The organism is Prauserella oleivorans (genome assembly GCF_042685745.1).
In the GTDB taxonomy this organism is placed as follows: domain Bacteria; phylum Actinomycetota; class Actinomycetes; order Mycobacteriales; family Pseudonocardiaceae; genus Prauserella_A; species Prauserella_A oleivorans.
This window is the reverse complement of record NZ_JBHUNT010000001.1, coordinates 1,849,497-1,869,175: the sequence shown is the minus strand read 5'-3', so window position 1 is coordinate 1,869,175 and position 19,679 is coordinate 1,849,497. Positions and strand designations below refer to the sequence as shown.

Annotated in this window: 14 protein-coding genes and 5 pseudogenes; 8 read left to right on the top strand and 11 right to left on the bottom strand. The window is 67.0% G+C overall.

What is annotated here, in order from left to right; translation table 11 throughout:
• Positions 1 to 375: 375 nt before the first annotated feature.
• The 3 genes from ACFSZT_RS09215 to ACFSZT_RS09205 are packed head-to-tail and all read right to left on the bottom strand — an operon-like array spanning position 376 to position 3,301.
• On the bottom strand, positions 376 to 1,560 hold the full coding sequence (locus tag ACFSZT_RS09215; RefSeq protein WP_377388618.1) for an NAD(P)/FAD-dependent oxidoreductase: 1,185 nt from the start codon (positions 1,558 to 1,560) through the stop codon (positions 376 to 378).
• Between the two features lie 14 nt (positions 1,561 to 1,574).
• A complete protein-coding gene (locus ACFSZT_RS09210) occupies positions 1,575 to 2,963 on the bottom strand; it encodes a cytochrome P450 (protein WP_110341387.1) in 1,389 nt (462 codons plus the stop codon).
• 17 nt (positions 2,964 to 2,980) lie between these two features.
• A complete protein-coding gene (locus ACFSZT_RS09205) occupies positions 2,981 to 3,301 on the bottom strand; it encodes a 2Fe-2S iron-sulfur cluster-binding protein (protein WP_110341590.1) in 321 nt (106 codons plus the stop codon).
• Between the two features lie 161 nt (positions 3,302 to 3,462).
• On the opposite strand from ACFSZT_RS09205, the gene ACFSZT_RS09200 reads away from it, so the two are divergent.
• Complete coding sequence (locus tag ACFSZT_RS09200; protein WP_233520115.1) at positions 3,463 to 4,434, top strand: AraC family transcriptional regulator; 972 nt, start codon at positions 3,463 to 3,465, stop codon at positions 4,432 to 4,434.
• An 85-nt stretch (positions 4,435 to 4,519) separates the two neighbouring features.
• On the opposite strand, the gene ACFSZT_RS09195 is transcribed toward ACFSZT_RS09200, so the two are convergent.
• The 3 genes and pseudogenes from ACFSZT_RS09195 to ACFSZT_RS09185 all read right to left on the bottom strand — a co-directional run.
• Positions 4,520 to 6,208 (bottom strand): MDR family MFS transporter, encoded by a 1,689-nt coding sequence (locus ACFSZT_RS09195; protein ID WP_110341391.1) that lies wholly within the window; start codon positions 6,206 to 6,208, stop codon positions 4,520 to 4,522.
• Positions 6,205 to 6,699, bottom strand: a complete 495-nt coding sequence (locus ACFSZT_RS09190) for a MarR family winged helix-turn-helix transcriptional regulator (protein WP_233520116.1) — start codon at positions 6,697 to 6,699, stop codon at positions 6,205 to 6,207. The genes ACFSZT_RS09195 and ACFSZT_RS09190 overlap by 4 nt, the downstream gene beginning before the upstream one ends.
• A gap of 85 nt (positions 6,700 to 6,784) precedes the next feature.
• Positions 6,785 to 6,931 (bottom strand): annotated as a pseudogene (locus ACFSZT_RS09185) (TetR/AcrR family transcriptional regulator); the annotation flags it as partial.
• A gap of 412 nt (positions 6,932 to 7,343) precedes the next feature.
• Here ACFSZT_RS09185 and ACFSZT_RS09180 point away from each other — a divergent pair.
• Positions 7,344 to 7,946, top strand: coding sequence for a TetR/AcrR family transcriptional regulator (locus ACFSZT_RS09180; protein WP_199542772.1), 603 nt, complete (start codon positions 7,344 to 7,346; stop codon positions 7,944 to 7,946).
• A gap of 48 nt (positions 7,947 to 7,994) precedes the next feature.
• Positions 7,995 to 10,334, top strand: a complete 2,340-nt coding sequence (locus tag ACFSZT_RS09175) for an MMPL family transporter (protein ID WP_110341395.1) — start codon at positions 7,995 to 7,997, stop codon at positions 10,332 to 10,334.
• 208 nt (positions 10,335 to 10,542) lie between these two features.
• Here the strand turns inward: ACFSZT_RS09175 and ACFSZT_RS09170 are convergent, their stop codons facing one another.
• Positions 10,543 to 10,848: a MarR family transcriptional regulator gene (locus ACFSZT_RS09170; protein ID WP_110341397.1), complete on the bottom strand. Its 306-nt coding sequence runs from the start codon at positions 10,846 to 10,848 to the stop codon at positions 10,543 to 10,545.
• 1,089 nt (positions 10,849 to 11,937) lie between these two features.
• Here ACFSZT_RS09170 and ACFSZT_RS09165 point away from each other — a divergent pair.
• Both ACFSZT_RS09165 and ACFSZT_RS09160 read left to right on the top strand, forming a co-directional pair.
• Entirely contained in the window at positions 11,938 to 12,735 is a 798-nt protein-coding gene (locus ACFSZT_RS09165) for a GP88 family protein (protein WP_158559813.1), read from the top strand.
• 151 nt (positions 12,736 to 12,886) lie between these two features.
• Positions 12,887 to 14,406 (top strand): annotated as a pseudogene (locus tag ACFSZT_RS09160) (helicase HerA domain-containing protein); the annotation flags it as partial.
• A gap of 42 nt (positions 14,407 to 14,448) precedes the next feature.
• On the opposite strand, the pseudogene ACFSZT_RS09155 reads toward ACFSZT_RS09160, so the two are convergent.
• Positions 14,449 to 14,628 (bottom strand): annotated as a pseudogene (locus ACFSZT_RS09155) (replication-relaxation family protein); the annotation flags it as partial.
• 235 nt (positions 14,629 to 14,863) lie between these two features.
• A pseudogene (locus tag ACFSZT_RS09150) lies at positions 14,864 to 15,544 on the bottom strand (TraM recognition domain-containing protein); the annotation flags it as partial.
• Between the two features lie 56 nt (positions 15,545 to 15,600).
• On the opposite strand from ACFSZT_RS09150, the gene ACFSZT_RS09145 reads away from it, so the two are divergent.
• Together ACFSZT_RS09145 and ACFSZT_RS09140 are read left to right on the top strand one after the other, a co-directional pair.
• Entirely contained in the window at positions 15,601 to 16,131 is a 531-nt protein-coding gene (locus tag ACFSZT_RS09145; RefSeq protein WP_199542774.1) for a helix-turn-helix domain-containing protein, read from the top strand.
• A gap of 90 nt (positions 16,132 to 16,221) precedes the next feature.
• On the top strand, positions 16,222 to 16,608 hold the full coding sequence (locus tag ACFSZT_RS09140) for an integrase core domain-containing protein (RefSeq protein ID WP_220818056.1): 387 nt from the start codon (positions 16,222 to 16,224) through the stop codon (positions 16,606 to 16,608).
• Here the strand turns inward: ACFSZT_RS09140 and ACFSZT_RS09135 are convergent.
• Positions 16,578 to 17,240: pseudogene (locus tag ACFSZT_RS09135) on the bottom strand (transposase); the annotation flags it as partial. The gene ACFSZT_RS09140 and the pseudogene ACFSZT_RS09135 sit on opposite strands and share 31 nt — an antisense overlap.
• Before the next feature lie 129 nt (positions 17,241 to 17,369).
• On the opposite strand from ACFSZT_RS09135, the gene ACFSZT_RS09130 reads away from it, so the two are divergent.
• Positions 17,370 to 18,596, top strand: coding sequence for an IS256 family transposase (locus tag ACFSZT_RS09130; RefSeq protein ID WP_377388630.1), 1,227 nt, complete (start codon positions 17,370 to 17,372; stop codon positions 18,594 to 18,596).
• A 179-nt stretch (positions 18,597 to 18,775) separates the two neighbouring features.
• Here ACFSZT_RS09130 and ACFSZT_RS09125 read toward each other — a convergent pair whose 3' ends face one another.
• Positions 18,776 to 19,675: an alpha/beta fold hydrolase gene (locus tag ACFSZT_RS09125; protein WP_110341406.1), complete on the bottom strand. Its 900-nt coding sequence runs from the start codon at positions 19,673 to 19,675 to the stop codon at positions 18,776 to 18,778.
• Positions 19,676 to 19,679 lie beyond the last annotated feature (4 nt).

Here is a 19,679-nt window from a genome sequence, read left to right as displayed (position 1 = left end):
CTCGTCTTTGCTATGACCGGGGGTCCGGCCCTCTGGTCCAGGATCATCCCCGCCGGGAACAACGGATCGGTTCGGGAGACAGGGCTGACCGCCGGCACCGCACCTCCCGTCTCGGCGAGGCGTCCCGTGCCGCGCCAGTCCACTCTCCTGGCCACCAGCAGCAGCGGTTTGCGAACGAGCAACACCAGCCACCATGCAGGACCGCGTGCGTCTCTGGGGACGTGCCTCACGTCTGCAACCGACGCGATTCACGGACGCCCAGGATGTTAGACAGAAGCCCCATCGCCGTCCACGCTGTCGACATCCAAGTCATCCTTGTTCGCCGCACTGGGCGGTGCCTCGGTGGTGACCACGGTCAGCGGTCGGCCCCCTTCGTCACACCGCAACCTCTGCTGTCAGGGCGGCCATATCGACTGCGGTCCCCTGGCCGAGCATGCGCTTGGTGGTCATGAAGTCCCGGGGACGGTTGACACAGTCAGCGGCTATCAGCTCGCCCTTCCGGAGGTAGTAGCAGGTGAAATCGCGGTCGGCGGTCGGGTCACCGCTCAGGACGATGTCGTCATAGCCCGTGTTGAGTCCCGCGATCTGGAGCTTGAGGTCATACTGATCCGACCAGAACCACGGGAGCGCCGTGACCTCCTTGTCCGTTCCACAGATGGTCGCCGCTGCCACCTTCGCCTGCTCCACCGCGCTCGGCACCGACTCCAGGCGGATCCGTCGGCCGTAGCGTGGCATGTCCTGCGAGGCGCAGTCCCCGGCGGCCACAATGGTGGGATCACTGCTGCGCGCGTGCGCGTCGATCAAGATCCCGTCGTCCACCGCCAGGCCGGCTGCCTCGGCCAGTTCCGTGGTCGGTTCGATACCGACCCCGATGATCACGAGATCGGCTGCCATAAGCTCGCCGCTCGCCAGGACCGCCTCGCGGACGCGGTGGTCGCCGACCAGGGCCTCGACCGATGCGCTCGTCCGCACGTCGACTCCCTCATGTTGGTGGACGCGCGTGAAGAATGCCGACACCTCAGGAGCGGTCACCCGCTCGAGGACACGGTCTGCGGCCTCCAGCACGGTGACGTCAAGACCCAGCGCGCGCAACGACGCGGCGGTCTCCAGGCCGATGTAGCCACCACCGACGATGACGGCACGCCGTCCGGGGATGGCGTCCTCGCGGATCCGCTGCACATCAGATGACCGACGTAGGTAGTGCACCCCGTCGAGCTGGGTGCCGGCGGCGCGCAGGCGTCGTGGGCGTGCGCCGGTGCAGAGAGCCAGGGCGTCATAGGACAGTCTGTCCCCCGTGCTGAGCAGGACCTGGCGAGCCGAACGATCGATCTCCTCCACGCAGGCGTCCAGGCACTCGATGCCCTGCTTGAGGTAGAAGTCCTGGGAGCGAATGGCCAACTCCGTCAGCGAGCACTTGCCAGCGAGGTAAGCCTTCGACAGAGGAGGTCGCTGGTAGGGCAGCACCGACTCGTCACCGACCAGCACGATCTCACCGGACCAGCCCTCCTGGCGGAGGCTGGTGACCAGCTGCGCCCCGGCATGACTGGCACCCACCACCACCGCGCGCGCTGAGCTCATCCGGCGCCCTTGGGGGTGAGCTCGACCATCAGCTTGCTGATGCCCCGAACGAAGTTGGACTGGACGTATTCCGGCTCCCCGACTACGTCGATCCTCTCGAAGCGCGGGAGGATCTCCTCCCAGAGGATCCGCAGCTGCAGCTCGGCCAACCGGTTGCCCATGCACCGGTGCACGCCGAACCCGAAAGCGATGTGGTTGCGGGCGTTGGGCCGGTCGATGATCAACTCGTCCGGTCGCTCGAACACAGTCTCATCGCGGTTGCCGGACGCATACCACATCACCACCTTATCACCCTTACGGATGAACTGGCCGTTGAGCACGGTGTCGGTCTTGGCGATCCGGCGCATGTAGGCAAGCGGAGTCTGCCAGCGGATGATCTCTGAGACCATGTTCGGGATCAGGTCCGGATTGGCCTTGAGCTTCTCGAACTGGTCGGGGAACTGGTTCAGCGCGAGAACGCCACCACTCATCGAGTTGCGCGTTGTGTCGTTGCCCCCGACGATGAGCAGGATCAGGTTGCCGGCGAACTCCATGGGACGCTTGATCAGATCCTTGGTGCTCTCATTACTCTGCAGCATGGTGATGAGGTCGAACCCGGGCTCTTCACCGGCCGCGAGGCGGGCGGCCTTGTCATGCCACAATGTGCTGAGTCCACGCGCCATGCCCACCATGCCGCGGAACAGCTCGTCGTTGTCGGAGGGGCCTCCGTTGGCCTGCTCCATCGAGGTGGCCAGGTTTGACCACTCGACGAGCTTGTGCCGCTGCTCGAAGGGGAAGTCCAGTAGCGTCGCCAACATGCGGGCGGTGAGCTCGATCGACACGGTGCTCACCCAGTCGAAGGGTTCGTTGACGGGCAGGTTGTCCAGGACGTCCCTGACGCGCTCGCGAATGAGGCCCTCCATCTCGCGGAGGTTCTTCGGAGCCACCACCCCTTGGACGGCGCGGCGCTGAACGTCGTGCTTGGGCGGGTCCATGGCAATAAACATCGCGATGTCCATGAACCGCGGCGGCGCCCCGATGACAATGAGAGGTTCCGCGGAGAAGACCTCGTGGTTCTTGTCCACCGCAATGATGTCGGCGTGACGCGTGACCGACCAGAACGGTCCGAAGGGACTGTGAGGCTGGTAGTGGACCGGGGCCTCGTCGCGTAGGCGCTTGAAGTAGGAGGCCCAGCGCCCCTGCCGGTAGAGGAACGGGTTGCTGAGGTCGATGTCTTCGAGCGCGACTTCTTCGACCGGCGGGATCGGGCGTTCGACGAACATCTTCTGCCCGTTCGTGCGGGTCAGCCAGCGTCGGCCCTTGTCGTAGAGGTGTGCGGCCTGGACCTGTCGATCCAGCGGGATGGCGGCCTCGACCTTCCTCTTGACTGCTTCAGGGATCTTCATCTCGTCGACACCTCCTGCTACATCTGGAATTCGGGCAGTTGCACGGTCAGGCCATCCCATGACTCGGAGGCCTTGATCTGGCAGGACAGCCGAGACGTCGCCTGTCGCTCGGGGTTCATCGACAGCATCTCCTCTTCCACCGGACCGGACGGGCCGACCTTGTCGGCCCAGGCAGGATCCACGATCACGTGGCAGGTGCCGCAGGCGGCCTCTCCGCCGCAGTCGCCATCGATGCCCGGAATGGCGTTGTTCGTCGCGACTTGCATCAGCGAGCAGCCCTCCTCGAGGGGCGCCTCGTGCTTCTCCCCGTCGTGCGACACGAAAGTAACGACTGCCATCGACAACTACCCCACTCTTGACCACAAGACGGACACTTCCTTCATGATTGTCGTCGGCGTCCGACAAGGCCATGTCGAAGCCGCGCCATCCTGTTGTGAGTTCGGATCACGTGAGGATCGCCATGTGGAGAGACGAGCCAGGCGTCCCATCTCTTGTGTTCGTGCAACTGCTGAGCAGTTCAGCGATCGATCAGAACGCCGTGGAGGAGTTCCGCGCCATCATGGCGCGCGAGGGAACCGGCGAGCTGACTCTGATTCAGACCCAAGCGCAAGCACCGCTGCGGTGGTTTCGCGAGGTCTATCCCGAACTCGACGCCGAGCAGGCGACCCGGCTGGGGATCGCCTGCGCGGAACAGGCCCAGCTCACGTCCTTCGGGCCGATGAGCGTGCCGCTGGTCAGCGCAGGAACCGTCGCCGAGGTCGTGCAGCTGCTGACCTATCTTCCGGTTATCACCAAGGCCGTCACCACCCAGTTCGATCGCCAGCCGGAGGACCTGACGATTCGGCTGTCCGGGAACGCAGGAGAACCCGACCTGGACTGTCTAGTCGTCACCTACTGCGGCCTGGCCCTCATGCGGTTGATCGACCTGCTGGTCGGCGACACGTCGGAGGTGACCATGCATAGTCGCTGGCCGGAGCCGAGCGTCCTGTCTCGAGAGGCATGGCCAGGGGGTCGGCTCGTCTTCGACGCCCCCTTGTCCTACCTGCATATCCCTGCACGGACGCTGCACACGGCCTGCCGCTTCCCCGACCCACTCGCCTACGAAGTCGCCATAACTGACCTCCAGCAGGCGCTCGAACGTCGGGCTGGCCCCCAGGACTTCACCCGCAGAGTGCGGGAGCTGTTGGACGACAGGCCAGGGGTGAAGACGATCCAGTCAGTCGCGGATGAGTTCTCGATCTCCTCGAGCACCCTGAAACGCCGCCTCGCCGCGGAGGGAACCAGCTTCCGCGAACTCCTCCAGAAGTCCCTGCTCGACCGTGCCCGGATACGGCTGCTCGACCGATCCACGTCGGTCAGTGAGGTCGCCGCCGAACTCGGCTACAGCGACGTCACCAACTTCTCGCACGCCTTCAAAGCATGGACCGGCTCCTCACCGAGCCACTTCCGACGCGCCCACCAGCACCCTTGAGCACGGCTCCCAGCGCAGCCTCTCGGCAGGACCGCGGCTGGGGCGCCGTCCGAAATTTGTTTGACAGACCCTCGGAGGCCGTCCATCAGTCACCCGGCTGACCAACCTTCCTGGAGACTTCGCCCGATCCGGGCCGGTTCTCGTGGTCGGTGAGATGCGCGTCGGGGTCGACCGAGGTTTCGAATGCGGTGGCGAGGTCCTCGGCGGAGGTGTGTCCGTGGGTCTGTCGCAGCGGGGTTTCGCGTAGGAAGAGCAGGGTGACGAACCCGAGCAGCGCGAACGGTACGGCGGCGAGGAAGGTGGTTTGCAGCGCCTCGGCGAACCCGGTGGTGACTGCGAGATGGATGGGCTCGGGCAGCGCCGCGATCTGTTCGGGGCTGCCCTGGGTGGCAGTCCCGGCGGGCATCTGGTCGGCGGTGACCCCGGCCGCCTTGAGCTGCGCGGGGATGGTGTCGCGGAGGCGGTGGGTGAGCAGTGCGCCGAAGACTGCGACTCCCATCGCGCCGCCGAGGGAGCGGAAGAAGGTGGCTCCGGAGGTCGCGACGCCGAGGTCGGCGTGGGGCACGGCGTTCTGGGTCGCCAGCACGAGGACCTGCATCACCATGCCGATGCCTGCGCCGGTGATGAACATGAACACCCCGGCCAGCCACAGCGAGGTGTCCACCGACATCCGGCTCATCAGCGTCAGCCCCAGGACGGCGACCAACAGGCCGACGACGGGGTAGATCTTGTAGCGGCCGGTGTGGGTGATCATGCGTCCGGAGGCGATGGACGTGGCCAGCAGGCCGACCATCAGGGGAAGCGTCAGCAGGCCGGATGCGGTGGGTGACTCGCCTTTGACGATCTGCAGGTACTGCGGGAGGAAGATGATGGCGCCGAACATGGCGACCCCGACCGCGAAACCGGCCAGGCTGGTGATGACGAAGGTGTGGTTGGCGAACAGTCGCGGGGGCATGATCGGTTCGACCGCCCGGCGCTCCTGCCAGACGGTGAGCGCGAGCATGAGCACCGCCACCGCGGTCAGCCCGTAGGTCCAGCCCGAGTTCCAGGCGAACTCCTTGCCGCCGAGCGAGAGCATCAACAGCAGGGCGCTGATCCCGGCGACGATGAAGAAGGCCCCCAACCAGTCGATGGCATGCCTGCGGCGCGGGAACGGCAGCTTCAGCACACGTTCGGTCACCGCCAGGGCCGCGATGCCGATGGGGATTCCGACCCAGAAGGTCCACCGCCACGAGAGGTGCTCGACCAGGAAGCCACCGAGCAGTGGCCCGGCGACGGTGGCCAGGCCGAAGACCGAGCCGATGTAGCCCTGGTAGCGGCCGCGTTCGCGGGGGCTGACGACGTCGCCGATGATCGCCTGGGACAGTGCCATCAGCCCACCAACGCCGATTCCCATCACGGCCCGGAATCCGACGAGTTGCCCCATGTTCTGGGCGAACCCCGAGGCCAGGGAGGAGACCAGGAAGATCCCGATCGCGGACTGGAACATGATCTTGCGGCCGTACAGGTCCGACAGCTTGCCCCAGATCGGTGTGGAGGCGGTCGAGGTCAACAAGGTGGCCGAGACGACCCAGGCCAGCTGGTCCTGGCCGCCGAGCTCACCGACGATGGTGGGCAGCGCCGTGGCCACGATCGTCTGGGACAGGGCGGCGACCAGCATCCCCATCATGAGCCCCACCAGGACGGTGAGGATCTGCCGGTGCGTCAGCCCCGGCATCACCTGTTCGCCGGGTGCCCCAGGGGCACCGGCTTCGGGGGAAGACGGCGTGCTCATCGCTGGCTCCGTTCTGTGCTGTTCGGGTCCGAGGCCAGATGCTTGTCGAGGCCGGCGTTGAACGCGGCGAGCAGGGAAGCGAAGTTCGCCAGGTCCTCGGGCGACCACGACTGCAGCAGCTTCCGGACGACACCGCGTCGTTCCGCCCGGGTCGTGGTCAGGACGTCTCGGCCGCGCTCGGTGAGTCGCAGTCGGAAGGCGCGTCGGTCCTCGGTGTCGGCTTCCCGCGTGATCAGGCCGGCCTGCTCCAGGGAGGCGACCTGCCGGCTGATCGTCGAGGCGTCCAGGTGGAAGTGTGCTGCCAGCGCACTGGGCCGCAGTGGGCCGGTGTCATGGAGCCACGCAAGGATGCCGTAGGCGGCCCTCTCCACGACCTGCTCGGTCGGGCCCCCGCGCAGATGCACCTTCTGGGCGCGCCGCACCAACAAAGTCAGCTCCTGCTCGATGGACTCCACCGAGACCAGGTCGGCCTTCGACCCAAGCGGTTGCATGTACCAACCATAACCGGTGGAGGGACAGCGAGCGCACCAGCCCGCCATTCTCGCGTGGCCAGAGCCGGGGCGAGGCCGGGAGAAGCACGGCCACCAGATCGTCCTGGCTTGCCGAGGTCAGATTGTCGAGGCCGACAGCGTGGCGAGCCAGGGCGGGGCCCGGAATCTGCGATATCGCGAGCGCGGCGCGCTGGTGTGTGCCCGGCGCCGACCAGGTCGAAGACCGTGCCAACTATCAGACCGGTTTCGTGGCCCAAGTCGGGCCACATTCCGCACACGAATGGCAACGATGGTGGCTGCCTGTCACCCGCAGGGCGTTCAAGCGACTACCTCGTCCACCACGGGAAACCCAGCAGGCCGGACGGCACTCAAACCCGCCTCGTCCACGGATCCTGCAGGCGCAGGAAACGAGCACCTCAACCCCACGCGCCTCAGCGGCTTGCTTGAGCCGGATGCCGCGACGAGTGGCACCTCCGATTCTCAGGGGGCCTCCGACCTCGCCGTCCGCTGCGAAGCCCGTCGTGCCGTCACGCCAGCGGCCCGCCGTCGCCGGACGGCTGCCTGGGAGCAACTGCGCCGAGGCCAGCATCGATGTGCACATTGGGCAATTTTGCTCATTGGGCAGAGGTGGGCATACTGAGGGCGTGGATCGTGGGTTGCGGGACCTCAAGCGCGAGGCGACGAGAGAGGCGCTGGCCAAGGCGGCGTTCGAGCTGACCCGTGAGCGCGGCTTGTCGGGGTTTGTCACCGCGGACGTGGTGGAGCGGGCGGGGTACTCGCGGCGGACCTTCGGCAACCACTTCTCCTGCAAGGAGGAGGCGGTCGCTTCGGTCGCGTTCGGTGGTGTCGACGACGCCAGCGCGATCCTGGCCGGCCTTCCCGCTGACCTGCCGCTGCTCGACGTCCTGTTGGCTGTGATGAAGACGCAGTTCACCACGGACGCGTTGGTGAGGATGCGCGAGCTGATGGCGATGGCGCGGCGGTACCCGACCCTGGAGCCCCACGTGCTGGGCGTTCAGCAACGCATGCGCCATACCGCGCAGGAACTCTTGGGCTCGGTGGCGGGGGACCGGTACCCCACCGTCTACGTGCCGCTGTTGTTCGGTGCCGTGTACGGCGCCGTGATGGCCGCTCTAGAGGGAACCCTTGATGTGGACCTCGGCGGCGAGTACGACCCCAGCCCCGCGTCGATGGACTACAGCTCGTTCCTCGACATCACTTTCGACTACCTGCGCCACGGCTTCTAGACCTTCTAGACACCGCCCCTCTTTGCCCTCAAGGAGCACCAGTCCCTCATGTCCACTTTCTTGTACCGGCTCGGACGAACGGCGTTCGGCAGGCCGTGGCTGTTCATTGCGGGCTGGCTCGCCGCCCTCGCAGTGGTCGTCGGTGCGGTCGCCATCAACGGGGTGAGCGTCAGCTCGGAGATGAAGATCGAGGGCACCGAGGCCCAGACTGTGCTCGACCGCGTAGCCGATGAGCTCCCCGCCGCCTCGGGAGGGCAGGCCAGTGTGGTCTTCACCGCGCCCGACGGTGAGCGCCTCGACACGGCGGAGCGACTCGCGGTGATCAGCGGCACCGTCAGCGACGTCTATGACCTCGACAAGGTCGTCAATCCCCTTGACCTCGCCACGGGTACCTCGGAGGAGGGCACCCCAGGCACGCCCGAGGAGAAGGCACCGGGCACTCCGCCAGCCGGGCCGGACCACGGGCAGGCGCCTCCCTACCAGCCGCTGCTGGTGGACGGGGCACCGGTGCCCGGCGTGCTCGTGTCCTCGGACGGGCAGGTCGCGCTGTTCCAGTTCCAGTTTACGGTCGCCTCCACCTCATTGACACCTGAGGACGTCAGCTCGGTGGTCGAGGTGGTGGAGCGTGCCGAGCAGGGTACGGGGATCACCGTTCTCCCGAGCGACTCGCTCAAGGCCATCGAGATCCCGGTCGGTGTTGGCGAAGTGATCGGTCTCGCCGTCGCCGCCCTGGTGCTGGTGCTCACCCTGGGCTCGCTGATCGCGGCCGGCCTGCCCCTGATCACCGCGCTGGTCGGCATCGGCATCGGCGTGGGCGGCGCGTACGCGCTCTCCACGGCCGTCGAGATGAACTCCGCCACGCCCGTGCTCGGTCTCATGGTCGGCCTCGCCGTCGGCATCGACTACGCCCTATTCGTTGTCAACCGGCAGCGACGGCTGATTCTCGATCAGGGACTCACCGCACAGGAGGCAGCAGGCAGAGCTGTCGGCACCGCAGGCAGCGCGGTCTTCTTCGCCGGCCTGACCGTCCTCATCGCGCTGACCGCGCTGACCGTCATCGACATCGCGATGCTCTCCACGATGGCCCTGGTCGCGGCGTCCACGGTGGCCCTGGCCGTGCTCATCGCCCTGACCCTGCTGCCCGCGCTGTTAGGGCTGGTCGGGGAGCGGATCTGCTCGGACAAGGCCCGAGCCCGACGCTACGCCAAGGCGGACGCGGAGTCCCACAGCGTCGCTGACCACTGGGTCAAGGGTGTCATCAGGTTCCGGTGGCCCGTCATCGGCGGCGTGGTCGCGATCCTGGGCGTGATGGCGATCCCCGCGGCCAGCATGAACCTGGGCATCCCAACTGGTGCGACCGCGAACCAGGACACCGCCGCCCGACAGAGCTACGAGGCGGTCTCCCAAGGCTTCGGTGAGGGATTCAACGGCCCGCTCCTGGTCACCGCGGAGCCCACCGGCACCGCAGGCCGCGTCACACCCGAGCTGACCGCGAAACTGGCCGACGAGTTCCAACACCGAGACGACATCGTGCTGGCCGCACCCGTCGGCGTCAACGAGGCCGGCGACCTGGCCGTGTTCAGCGTCATCCCCACCTCCGGCCCCAGCGACGAGGCCACCAGCGATCTTGTGAAGTCGCTGCGCGAGCCCAGCAACGCGATCGCCCAGAGCAACCAGGTGCGGCTGGGCGTGACCGGGTTCACCGCCATCGGCATCGACATGTCCGACAAACTCGCCGATGTCCTTCCGCTCTACCTCGGCATCATCATCGTCCTCTCCGTCCTGATCCTGATGCTCGTCTTCCGCTCCGTGGTCGTCCCGATCAAGGCCACAGCCGGCTTCCTGCTCAGCATCCTGGCCACCTTCGGTGCCACCACCGCCGTCTTCCAGTGGGGCTGGCTCAGCGGCCTCTTCGGGTTCGACACCGGCGGCCCACTCATGAGCTTCATGCCGATCATCGTGACCGGCATCCTCTACGGACTCGCCATGGACTACGAGGTCTTCCTGGTCTCCTCGATGCGCGAGGCACACATCCACGGCCAGCCGGCCCGACACAGCGTCGTCCATGGGTTCGACCAGGCCAGCCGGGTCGTCGTCGCGGCCGCCATCATCATGGTCGCGGTGTTCTCCGGCTTCATCTTCAGCCACGACATCATGATCAAGCAGATCGGCTTCGCTCTCGCCGCTGGCATCCTCATCGACGCTTTCGTCGTCCGGCTGACCCTCGTCCCGGCGCTCATGGCCCTCTTCGGCGAACGAGCATGGTGGCTGCCCCGCTGGCTCGACCGCCTGCTGCCGGACCTTGACGTCGAGGGCGACAAGCTGCTGACCATGCTCAACCAGCAGGCCGAGGCCACCGACCGACACCACATCGAGGTCCGCGACTGAACGAGCCCCCCGGAAGCATCCGGAGCCGAACCACCGGGGGCACGTTCAGCAGCCCCACCACGTCGACCCCGTCTGCCCGCACGGCCGAACGCGGTCGACCATCACCGCCGGTGTCTCGGTCACCGAGGATCCAGCCGGTGATCAGACCAGCGCTCCAGCATTCCCTCCAGCTCGTTGCGCAGGAACGCGATGAACGTCGTCGCCTCGGCTAATCGGTGGCCTTCACCGCCGGGAGCGCCGAGCTCGACCGTGGCGCTCTCCAGCGTGGACTGCCACTGCTTGAGAACCGGGATCCAGGGGCCACGACCATGCCCCAGACGTTGCCGTCACAGACCCGGTAGAGCTCCGCCCTCTTCCCGGGTTGGCGTTCCTTGACCACCATCCGCGTCGCGGTGAGATGGCGCACCGCCCCCGAGATCGCGGCCGGACTGACCCGAAGCCCTTCCGCGAGCGCGGCGGAGGTGTAGCGTTCGGCGTCGTCGGCGAGCATGTAGGCGAACACCCTGGCCGACATCCGTGGGACCCCGCCTCGTTCAGGATCAGGGCGATGCGCTCCACCACCCGGAGCAGCCCCTCGCCCTCGTCCTGCCAGCGGCTCGCCATCATCTGCTCACCATCACCCATCCAGCCAGGCCCACCCGGTACGACCTGCGGGGATGCTGCCCGCAGCCGCTGCAGCCTGCGGGCCACTGACACGTTCCTCACAGGACTCGGCCCGGCGTCGATGTCGCCTCACAGCCCGGACGCTCCAGCCGCCCCCGATCCGTTTGGCCGCCACCGAGCCGTGGTTGGCACCGACGTCCCGCCGGGCACAGGTTCGAACTCGTCGGCCCCCAGCGGCCGGTGTTGGGGCTGCAGTCAGAGATCGAACTGCGAACCGTAGACTCAGGAGGCGTCCGGGCCATCGGAGTCTGTTTCAAGGTCGGCACCACCCCCTCCAAGTTCGGGACCGTCCGGCCCGAGCTGGCCGGTCGTCAAGGTGTACTGGATCGCATTTGCGCAGGTAGTCCTCAAGATCGCCCAACCCGCGGGCGATGTCCTGACGCAGCCTGCGTTCGGCAAAGAACCGGAGGCGGGGCGGAGGATGTTCGCGAACCCACTCCATATACATGAACTGCCCCATGCACCAGCATGCACCGAACGCGACGCTGGCAGCCACCAGCATCCACCACGCGACTGCCAACACATCCCACAGCGCGTTGCCCAGCTGTTGCCATGCCAGCCCGTACGGATCCCGGTACCTCAATTTCACCCACCTCCACCCTGGTGGCCGAACCGAGCATCACGATCACCCTGTACCCAGCGGTAGAGTTCACCGTACGCTGAAATACTCAGGAGGAAAAGGGGGAGCCGTGCGGCCGGCCAGCGCCACTACCTCGGAGCGGGTCTGTCAAACGAGCCGCGAAGCGGGCGACGAACTGGCCGAGCAGCTTCTCCGCCCGATCTAGCCGGAAACCGAGTCCGCGGCGGACACCCAGATAGTCGGCGAGGGCTGGACGCAATGCGCTCATGCCGTACCGTCCGAAGCAGGCCAGTGACGGGCGACCGGACGCAGGGCCGCCACGTCGACCTTCGTGTAGAGCGTGGTCGTGATCGGATCACGATGACGCAGCACCTGGCCGATCTCGGCCAGCGAAGCGCCTGCGGTCAGCATTGCGGTGGCCGCGCTGTGACGACGTTGCCCGCCTGGGCTGGCCGGTTGCCTGACGGCCGCACCTACAACACCTGCCCGTCAGCAGGAATCTGCCGCCACGTCTGCTACGCCCGACACGGAACCTACTTGTGGCCGACTGTGCGCGCCAAGCACCAGGCGAACCTGATATTCGTGCTGGACGATCCGGCCGGGTGGGAGCAGGCGATGCTCGCCGAACTGGCCGCACCGAAGTTCCGCGGCCGGTTCGTGCGGGTGCACGACTCGGGCGACTTCTTTTCCGACGACTACACCCGCAGCTGGCTGCGCATCATGCGCTCTGCTCCTGACGTGACCTTTTACGCCTATACCAAGGAGATCCACCGCTTCCGGCGACTCGTCGAGCCGGACCCGCCCGAGAACTTCTTATGGGTCTACTCCTACGGCGGCACGCAAGACGGCCGGATCGACGCCGCGACGGACCGGGTGGCCGATGTGTTCGCGGACGAGCAGGCCATCGCCGAAGCCGGATGGTCCTCGCAAGAAGCGTCCGACCTGCTGGCGGTGCTAGGTCCTCGCTTGGTGGGCGTGCCATCAAACCGCATTCCCCATTTCCTGCGGCGCTTGCAGGGTCGTCGGTTCTCGCAGTGGCAGGCCGAAGTCGACGCCGAGCGCGAGGCCCGCCGGGGCACCGGCCGCGTCCGTTCGATCACCAGCGCGCCGTCATTGCGCCGCCGCGACGGCCGCCGGACCGACACGCACGCCGCCTAGCTCGCGGCTCGCTGTCCCGCCTTCAGTTCCTCATATCGGGAGGTTATTACTTGTGTTTCCGCTCAGTTCGCCCGTGGACAGCCCGCTCGGCGGGCTGCTCACCGATCCCTGGGGCACGATCCGTGCGCTGCTCACTACGGCCTGGTCTTGGATGCAGGCCTGGGGTCCGATCGCCGCACTCGCACTGCTGATCACCATTACGGCGCTGTGGGCGCTGCGACGCTGGTGGTCCAACCGTTGCCAGGACGCCCTGCACGACAACGCTCGCATCGTGACGATCCTGGCCCCGCCCACGGTCGACCCGGAGGGCGCGCCAGCAGTATGGTCGAACCTCGTCGGACTTCTGCGTCCCATGTGGACTCGGCTCGCGCAGGGGCAGCCCCATCTGGCATGGGAGTACGTGTTCGGCCACGACGGCGTACAGATCCGGCTGTGGGTGCCGGGCACAGTACCGCCGGGCATGGTCGAGCGTGCCGTCGAAGCGGCCTGGCCCGGATCGCACACCACCACCGAGCCGGCAGCGGCTCCGCTGCCCACCAGGGCCGACGGTGGCCGGCGCCGACTGGTCACCGGGGGTGTACTGCGGCTGGCTCGCTCGGAAGCCCTGCCGATCCGCAGCGATTTCGACGTGGACCCTATCCGGGCGCTGCTCGGTGCTCCGGTCGGTCTGGGCGTGTATGACGGGGCGTGTGTGCAGGTGCTCGCGCGACCAGTGACTGGTCGGCGGGTCAAGCAGGCGCGCCGCGCGGCACCTGCACGCCGGGCGCTCCACCCGGCCGGTGGGCCGACTCCTGGACGCGATCACGCCGGGTCCCACGCCGACGGCGGTGAGCCGCGCCGGTGAGCCGAAGCTCGACCCGCAAACGTCGTTGGAGTACCAGGCGCAGAACCGCGCCATCGTCGGCAAGCAGCGCGGCTCGCAGTGGGAGACCGTGATTCGGTACGCAGTTGCCACGACCGTGCCCGCCGAGACGCCGCCCGAACAGATCACACGGGTGCGCGACCAGTTGCGGGGCCGGGCACATGCGATCGCGAGTGCGTTTTCCGGCTACACCGAGCACAACCACTACCAGCGCCGCCGGCTGCGCAACCCGCTGACGGCCATGGCGCGGCGGCGGTTGCGGCGCGGCGACCTGCTGTCGGTGCCGGAGCTGGCCGCGCTGGCGCACCTGCCCACCGACGAGGCTCTGCCCGGCCTCGCGCGAGCGAGAGCAAAGGCCGTGCCACCCCGCCGAATACGCCCACCGAGGGTGAGCTGATCCGGCCCATCGGGGTTTCCGATACCGGGCACACCCGCCCGGTCGGGCTCCAGGTCTCCGACGCCCGGCACCACGTGCACGTGCTCGGCGCCACCGGCAGCGGGAAATCCACCATGCTGACGCGGATGATCCTGGCCGATGCCGAGCACGGCCGGGGTGGGGTGGTCATCGACCCCAAGGGCGACCTGATCACCGATGTGCTGCAGCGCCTGCCGGAGCACGCCGCCGAGAAGGTGGTGCTCTTCGACGCCGACTCGCCCGGACCGACACCCTGCCTGAATCCCTTGGAGGGGTCGAAGGAAGCGGCGGTCGATAACCTCGTGTCCGTGTTCTCCCGGGTGTTCTCCTCAGCGTGGGGCCGCGCACCGAGGACATCCTGCGCGCCGGCTGTTTGGCGTTGCGGGCGGGACCCCAGGTCGCGGGGATCAAGGCCGTCCTCGTGCGCCAGCAGGTGAGCGCCAGCGGTGTCTAGGACGTAGAACATCGGTGCCCGGCCGCGCCCGATGTAGGGCTGGAACCGGTCGAGCACCCGCCACTGGTGCAGTTTGTGCAGCCGCTGGTTGGCTGCGCGCCGGCTCGGGAAGGCGATTTGGGTGATCTGGGTGGAGGTCAGCGTGCGGTGTTCGGCGAGCATCCGCGCCAGCCACCGATCCCGCGCGGTGAGGTGCGCGGCAACGGTGGCCAGGTGATCGGCCGTGGCCGCGACCCGCGCGCTCGTACGGGCGGGCACCCGGGCACGCAAGTCCCTCTGGGCAGACGTGGGGTCGAACACGCAATCTCCTTTGCGGACCGTGTGCAGGAAAACGAGAGCAGCGGGGCGGGCTGTACCCATCTGGTCGGTGCGGCCCGCTCCGCTGGGGTAGCGGGAATCAGGTGGCGCGGCGGGGATCGGTCCCGGTGTCGTCCGGCCCGGACGCGTCGCGGCCCTCGGCCGAGGCGGACAACGGCCGGGTATGGCGCGCAGCGGTCTTGCGCACGAGCCGGGCTCGACCGCGGATCGCAGGGGGCAACGGTTCGGTGGTCACGGTGAACGGCTGGGTTTCCTCGCCGCCCACCACGAGGCGGACTGCCGCATGGAACACACCGAGGTGCGCCAGATCGTGTTCGCCGATTCGGGGCGCGGTGTGCCGCGCCAGCTCGCGGGCATCCTCGGGCGAGGCATTGAAGAGGATCTTGCTGCGCGCGTTGGTGGAGATCCCTTCCTTCAAGTCTTTCCCGAGCTGCCCGAGGTGCTGGTGCGCCAGCGTCATCGACAGCCGGCAGCCCCGCGCCTCGGCCAACATGTCTTCCATGGCGTAGGGCAGATTGAGGAAGTTGTGCGCCTCATCCACATACAACGAGGCGTCCCTGCGCTGCCGCTGCGCCAACGCGGCCCGCGCGGTGGTGGCCTGCCACACGCGCGCCACGATCAGCGAGCCCAACAGCCGAGTGGTGTCTTCACCCAAGCTGCCCTTGGGGATGCGCACGAGGCACAACCCACCATCCAGCGCTGCAGACAGATCCACTGTGGATGGACCGACGGCGATGGCTTTGACCACGAACGGGCGTGTCGGTCTAAACTGCGGGAGATGGTTGACACCTGGGCTTGTTGATCATAGGGATCCGGGTGAGTGAGCCCGTGTTGGACCGCGAGGTGCGTCGGCGCCTCGCGGTCCTTCGTCATGCGGAGGAAGTGTCCGGCAACGTCGCGATGACGTGCCGCTACTACGGCATCAGCCTGCCGACGTACTACAAGTGGCTGCGCCGGTACGAGGCCGACGGCGTCGACGGGCTACGAGATCGGTCGAAGCGGCCGCGGACCAGCCCGAACGCCACCCGCGCCGACGTGGTGGACAAGATCATCCACCTGCGGCGCAACTACCACTTCGGGCCGGAGAAGATCGCGATGTACCTGCAGCGTTACCACGACGTCACCATCAGCCGCTCGACCGTGTGGCGAATCCTGTGCCACTTGGGCATGGGCCGGCTGCCCACATCGCAGCGATATCAGCGCCACGATCGCCGATGGAAGCGCTACGAGAAGCAACGCCCGGGACATCAGGTGCAGATCGACGTCAAGTTCGTCGAACCCCTGCCCAAGGTCAGCAAGACCGGCGTCTCGCTCAAGCCGGTCGGGCGGCGCGGCAAGTTCTACTAGTTCACCGCGATCGACGACTGCACCCGGCTGCGGATCCTGAAGATCTACCCCACGCTCAACCAGAAGACCGCGATCCAGTTCCTGGACTACGTGCTGTCCCAGCTGCCGTTCGCTGTAGAGAAGATCCAGACGGACAACGGCACCGAGTTCGGCACCGAGTTCGGCACCCAGTTCCACTGGCACGTGCTCGACAAGGGCATCGGGCACGTCTACATCAAGCCCCGCACGCCACGACTGAACGGCAAAGTGGAGCGGTCTCACCGGATCGACGCCGACGAGTTCTACCGCCTGCTCGACGGCATCGTCATCGACGACGTCAACGTCTTCAACGCCCGCCTCAAAGAATGGCAGGACTACTACAACTACGACCGCCCCCACGGCAGCCTCAACGGACAGACACCCTATGGAAGACTCCGACAGAAGACCCAAGCCGAAGCGCCCGGGCGAAGCCGGTCTACCGCAGTCGCACAGGCATAGCGCTTGACAGTGTTCAGAGACAGATTCAGCCGCCGGGTGCACTCCAACAGTCCGTGACCTTGCTTGAGTAGGTCATGCACCTGATGCCAGCGCTCGATGTTGGTGCGAGCCAGCGGCCCGTCCTGGACGCCGGTTGCCCCGGCCCAGCAGGCAGAGTGGGCCGCCACCTCTTTGGCCGCTGCTTCAGCCAGGCCGTGCCACAGATGCCACCGGTCCGCGACCTGCTGCACGGCCGGGTCGGCATCGCGGACGGCTTGGGCGTAGGTGTTCGACCCGTCGCGGCACACGATCTCGACGCCGGGATGGCCACGTAGCCAGTCGGCGACCACGCTCGCGCCACGGCCGGGCAGCACGTCGATGCGGACGCCGCTGTCGGCGTCGATCAACACCGTGGCGTACTGGCGGCCGCGACGCAGAGCGAAGTCATCGATCCCCAGCACCCGCGGCACCGTCCGCTCGGGCAAGGCGATACCCAACAACGCACGCACCGCAGTGTCCTTGCCCGCAGCGATTCCCATCACGGGTAGCAACCGAGCCGACGCGCGGCCCGCAAGCTCTCTGACGACGCCGCGTAGTTGCTCGATCAATCGCACCGTGCGCCGCTGATAGCGCTCCAGCACACCGGGGACCTGACTTGGGCCACGAATCGGGTCTGATCTGGGGACTGTCCGGGTAACGGTGGATCTGGTCTTGGTCTGACCGAGAGGACATGACCAATGACCATGACTGATCCGAGCGATCGTGAGGTTGGCTCGGAAGAGATGCTCGATCCTGTGAGCGGAGAGAGCATCGATCAGCGGCAGTTGGCTGAGCAGCTGTTGGCGCAGGCCAAGGAACAGGGCGTCGATCTGGTCTGCCCGGACGGGCTGTTGAACCGGCTGACGAAGAACGTGCTGGAGACGGCGTTAGAGGCCGAGATGGATGACCATCTCGGCTATGAACGCCATGACCCGATGGGTCGCAACAGCGGGAACTCCCGCAACGGGACCAGGTCGAAGACGGTGCTGACCGAGATCGGCCCGGTCGAGATCGACGTGCCCCGCGACACTGACGCGTCTTTCGACCCGAAGATCGTGCGTAAGCGGCAGCGGCGGTTGGACGGTATCGACGAGATCGTGCTGTCGTTGACCGCCCGCGGGCTCACCACCGGCGAGGTCGCCGCGCACTTCGACGAGGTCTATGGGGCCAAGGTCTCCAAGGAGACGATCTCCAAGATCACCGACAAGGTCGTCGACCAGATGGCCGAGTGGTCGTCACGGCCGCTCGATTCGATCTATCCGGTGATCTTCGTCGACGCCCTGGTGATCAAGGTTCGTGGCGGCCAGGTCGTGAACAAGCCGTTCTATGTCGTCGTCGGGGTGACCACCAGCGGTGAACGAGACATCCTCGGTATCTGGGCCGGCGACGATGGTGGTGAAGGGGCACGGTTCTGGCTGCAGGTCTTCTCCGAGCTCAAGAACCGCGGCGTGACCGATGTGCTGATCGCGGTTTGCGACGGGCTCAAGGGCCTACCCGAAGCGATCACCACGACCTGGGAACACACCATCGTGCAGCAATGCGTGATCCACCTGATCCGTAACTCGTTCCGCTATGCCGGACGCCAACACCGGGATGCGATCGTGCGAGGTCTGAAGCCGATCTACACGGCGCCATCGGAGCAGGCGGCCACCGACCGGTTCGACGAGTTCGCGAAGCAGTGGCAGGACAAGTACCCGGCGATCGTGGCGTTGTGGCGCAACGCCTGGGCCGAGTTCGTGCCGTTCCTCGAATACGACGTCGAGATTCGCAAGGTCATCTGCACCACGAACGCGATCGAGTCGATCAACGCCCGCTACCGGCGGGCAATCAAGGCCCGCGGTCATTTCCCCTCCGACGCCGCGGCGCTGAAGTGCCTGGAAAGCGCCGTTAAACGCGTTCGCGATCACCTTCCCCGGACGCCTCGACCCGACCACCAACGAGAACCAAGATCAGATCCACCGTTCATCTGACAGACCCGACAACGCACCACCGGGCCCGAGTAACCGAGCTGGGTGGCGATGGCGGGGCGATGGCGTTCGTCGGCCAGCCGACGTTCCCCTCACGGGAGCTGCGGAACAGGTCAATCCGGTAGCGGCAGAAGGCCAGGTGATCAAGGCCGGAGGAACGGTGTCGGCCGCTGTCCCGGTATTCATGTCCCTGGCCCGCTCCGCTTTCTCGATTCGGCGCGTGGAAGGGGGAGGAGGTGGTTGAGGAAGTCGATCAGGTGGTTGGTGAAGATGTCGTTGTCGTCGCCGGCGACCATGTGTGCGGTGTTGGTGACGGTGGCGGTGTGGGCGGTGGGGATGTGGTGGAGAAGGTGGTCGACGGAGTCGTGGTTGACGATGTCGGATAGTTCGCCGCGGATGAGCAGGGTGGGGATGGTGATCTGTTGGGCGGCGGTGTCCATGCGGGTGGTGAGGTCGGTGAGGGCGGAGGTGTCGCTGATGAACTGGAGCAGTTGCGGGTCCCAGTGCCAGCGCCAGCGGCCGTCGCGGTGTTGGCGGAGGTTCTTGCGGAGTCCGTGGGTGGTGGCGGGGCGGGTTCGGTGGGGGTTGTAGGCGGCGATCGCGGCGGCGGCCTCGTCCAGGGTGGCGAAGCCGTCGCGGTGGCGGGTCATAAAATCGAGGATGCGGGCGGCGCCGGCGGGATTGATCTGGGGCGCGATGTCGACGAGTACGAGGGCGCGGGCGATGGTGTGGTCGGCGTGGGCGAGCAGTGCGGTGATACCGCCCATGGAGGCGCCGATGAGCACGGGGGTGTCGTTGAGGGTGCCGGCGATGTGGACGAGGTCGTCCACGAGGTGATCGACGGTGTAGTCGTGGGGGTGTGCCCAGTCGCTGTCACCGTGTCCGCGGGCGTCGAGGGTGAGCGCGGTCCAGCCGTGCCCGGCGAGCCGGGCGGCGGTGTGGTGCCAGGAGTGGCGGGTTTGCCCGACGCCGTGGAGCAGGACGGCGGTGCCGCGCGATGGGGTGGCTGGTGGTGCGGTCCAGTGGTCACCAGCCAGGGTGAGGCCCGCGCGGCGGTAGGTGAGGGGTGTGGGAGTGGTCACGGCG

Bases quoted from the DNA above. Each gene is read 5' to 3' on its own strand.
- ACFSZT_RS09210 (WP_110341387.1), bottom strand. From the start codon at position 2,963: ATGAAGATCCCTGAAGCAGTCAAGAGGAAGGTCGAGGCCGCCATCCCG.
- ACFSZT_RS09205 (WP_110341590.1), bottom strand. From the start codon at position 3,301: ATGGCAGTCGTTACTTTCGTGTCGCACGACGGGGAGAAGCACGAGGCG.
- ACFSZT_RS09195 (WP_110341391.1), bottom strand. From the start codon at position 6,208: ATGAGCACGCCGTCTTCCCCCGAAGCCGGTGCCCCTGGGGCACCCGGC.
- ACFSZT_RS09190 (WP_233520116.1), bottom strand. From the start codon at position 6,699: ATGCAACCGCTTGGGTCGAAGGCCGACCTGGTCTCGGTGGAGTCCATC.
- ACFSZT_RS09175 (WP_110341395.1), top strand. From the start codon at position 7,995: ATGTCCACTTTCTTGTACCGGCTCGGACGAACGGCGTTCGGCAGGCCG.
- ACFSZT_RS09170 (WP_110341397.1), bottom strand. From the start codon at position 10,848: ATGTCGGCCAGGGTGTTCGCCTACATGCTCGCCGACGACGCCGAACGC.
- ACFSZT_RS09165 (WP_158559813.1), top strand. From the start codon at position 11,938: ATGACGCAGCACCTGGCCGATCTCGGCCAGCGAAGCGCCTGCGGTCAG.
- ACFSZT_RS09130 (WP_377388630.1), top strand. From the start codon at position 17,370: ATGCTCGATCCTGTGAGCGGAGAGAGCATCGATCAGCGGCAGTTGGCT.